2 protein-coding genes and 1 pseudogene are annotated in these 2,886 nt (G+C 48.0%); 1 reads left to right on the top strand and 2 read right to left on the bottom strand.

What is annotated here, in order from left to right:
• Both AND4_RS18590 and AND4_RS18585 read right to left on the bottom strand, forming a co-directional pair.
• A pseudogene (locus AND4_RS18590) lies at positions 1 to 482 on the bottom strand (hybrid sensor histidine kinase/response regulator); the annotation flags it as partial.
• 132 nt (positions 483 to 614) lie between these two features.
• Positions 615 to 1,805 carry a 3-phenylpropionate MFS transporter gene (locus AND4_RS18585; protein WP_009844527.1) on the bottom strand — a complete coding sequence of 397 codons (1,191 nt, stop codon included), beginning with the start codon at positions 1,803 to 1,805 and terminating at the stop codon, positions 615 to 617.
• 370 nt (positions 1,806 to 2,175) lie between these two features.
• Here AND4_RS18585 and AND4_RS18580 point away from each other — a divergent pair.
• The coding region (locus AND4_RS18580) for an AMP-binding protein (RefSeq protein ID WP_009844526.1) at positions 2,176 to 2,886 on the top strand (711 nt) is incomplete at its 3' end.

Here is a 2,886-nt window from a genome sequence, read left to right as displayed (position 1 = left end):
AACCAAGAGACACTGTCGTTTTGATAACTAAGATCAAGAGCCAAGTCAGGTGCAATGATCTCCAGCCCCATGGTGATACCACGTAACTGCAAAGCAATATAAGGAAGAATCCCCACCACCGCGATCAAACTGACAGCCACCGCCAAGCCTTGCGATTTACCATACCGAGCAGCAATGAAGTCGGCGATAGAGGTAATATGCTCACGCTTGGCGATCAAGATAAGTCGAGCGAGGACACGCCAGCCAATGGTAAATACGATGATCGGCGCAATATAGATGGGCAGAAAAGACCAAGGATTGTTGCTCGCCTGCCCGACCGTGCCGTAGAAAGTCCAAGACGTACAGTAAACCGCAATCGACAAACTGTAGATCCATGGCCGCCAATGTGCCAGCCATCTCTTTTGTTTGTCACCGTACCAAGCGATTAAAAACAAGATTCCCAAATACACCAAAGAAACGAGAATCACTAGCCATCCTTGCATCCGATATCCTTTCTTGCCTTCCTTGCTATTTTTAAAGCAAGATAAAAAAAACCTCTCCATGAGGGAGAGGTTTATTTAACACTGCTTTCACAACAGAGACAAAGATTAGTTTTTAACCTTCGTCACAGATGCTCAATTCTGTGCTTCAGGAGCATTCGCTGAGAGGTCAACGACGTTGCTCCCATCTCGTTGAGGATCAACTTTGATGAACAGTGCAACAAAGCCCATTGCTGCCATCAACCAGAAGATATTCGCCCCCCAGAGCTCATAACCCCAGCCACTGATAACCGTCATCAGTGCGATGAAAGCCCCCAGCGGAAGCGCGTTGTACAACGCCTGCAATGCCACCATCTTGTTCTCTGCTGAGTTCTGAATGTATTGAATTGCAGCAATGTGCGCCATTGCAAACGTCACGCCGTGAAGCAGTTGCACCACCACCAGAGCTAAAATAGAAGTCGTTGCAGCTGTCATTCCCCAACGCAGCATCACACCACCAGCCGCAACCACAAATAGACCTCGCAGAGACCAACCGACAAACAGACGCTTACTAAGAGCGAACACCGCAACTTCTGCAGCGACGCCCAAGCTCCATAAGTAACCTATCATGTCCTCTGAATGACCTGCTGCCTTCCAATGGATGGCACTAAAACCGTAATACGCCGCGTGACTGCCCTGAATTAACGCCACCAGCACAAGAAACTTCACGACAGACTTATCCGTCAGCAACGCTCTGATCTTTGGACGCTCTGCATGTTGATCGCCTCGTGTCACTGGCATTGGAGAGGGGTTACGCATGGCAAACAATAGCGAGAAAAATACCCCGACCATCGCCGTATACAAAATCATGTCAGAACCAAACTTAGCCACCAAGAAGCCAACCACGGTCGAGCCTGCAATAAAGGCAACCGAGCCCCATAAACGGGTGCGACCGTAATCGAGCATCTTCAAACGAGCATAGTAGTTTGCCATGGCATCAGATAAAGGCACCACAGGACCACAACACAAGTTGAACAAGACAGTGGCAAGTGCCATTAACCAGAAGTTGCCACCAGTAAAAAAGTGGAAGCCAACAAAAATAAGAGCGGCGAGGCTCAACCAACGCAAGGCGGGCATAATGTGTTCGACTTTGTGCAAACGTGGAGTGAGTATCATGTTTGCCACACATCGCGTCGCCAAACCTAGACCAACCAACAGACCAATGTCTGTCGCAGAAACGCCCTGCTCTTTAAACCACAACGACCAAAATGGCAGATACACACCATACGCAAAAAAGAACCCGAGAAAGTACTGGGAAATCCAGCCATACGGAGAGGGTTTCAACATCACTGATATCCTAAAAAACGAAACAACTAACGGTCAAAGACACGTAAACGTTTGGGAAGTGGCATTATGGATCGAAATGCACAATGAAAAAAGGGAACAGTCAATCGCACACTCTTCCCCTTGTGACACCAGGTATCAAAACAACACGGCCGCCAATAAGCTCAATGCTCGGCTTTCGATCCACGTCCCACAATCACTTTTAATTTAGCGATATCACGGCGCATTCATCACTCTAATCCTAAAGTCTAATTGTGGAAATACCCACTGTGACTGACAGTAAACTGTACTGACACGTTCTTATATAACACTTACCAAAGAACGCCCCGACAAAAGACAAAGGTCGAAAATTAAAGGCGCAAGGAGAAAGCCCATGAGCGAAGCCCACGTTTATCCGGTAAAAGAAAATATTAAAAACCATACCCATGCGGATAATGACACTTACCTGGCCATGTATCAGCAGTCAGTCGCTGATCCTGAGGGCTTCTGGAGTGAGCACGGTAAAGTTATCGATTGGATTAAGCCATTCACTCAAGTAAAAAATACGTCATTCGATACTGGTCACGTCAATATTCGTTGGTTCGAGGACGGCACGCTAAACGTATCTGCAAACTGTATTGACCGTCACCTTGCCGAGCGTGGTGATGAAGTCGCGATCATCTGGGAAGGGGACGATCCTGCCGACGATAAAACCCTCACATTCAATGAGCTACACAAAGAAGTATGTAAGTTCTCTAACGCACTAAAAGAGCAGGGTGTGCACAAAGGCGACGTAGTTTGTCTTTACATGCCAATGGTGCCGGAAGCGGCTATCGCAATGCTGGCATGTACACGTATCGGGGCGGTTCATACTGTTGTGTTTGGAGGCTTCTCACCCGAAGCTCTATCCGGTCGTATCATCGACTCAGATGCGAAAATCGTTATCACTGCAGACGAGGGCGTTCGCGGTGGGCGCGCAGTACCACTGAAGAAAAACGTCGATGAAGCACTCACCAACCCAGAAGTAAAGACCATCGATAAGGTTGTTGTGCTCAAACGCACGGGTGGCAATATTGATTGGCATGAACATCGTGACGTTTGGTGG

Origin of the sequence: Vibrio sp. AND4 (assembly GCF_000171815.1) — a bacterium.
In the GTDB taxonomy this organism is placed as follows: domain Bacteria; phylum Pseudomonadota; class Gammaproteobacteria; order Enterobacterales; family Vibrionaceae; genus Vibrio.
The sequence above is the reverse complement of the archived record's forward strand: the minus strand, read 5'-3'. Positions and strand labels throughout refer to the sequence as shown.

What these genes read in the sequence shown, in the direction of transcription:
- AND4_RS18585 (WP_009844527.1), bottom strand. Translation starts at nt 1,805, where the DNA reads ATGTTGAAACCCTCTCCGTATGGCTGGATTTCCCAGTACTTTCTCGGG.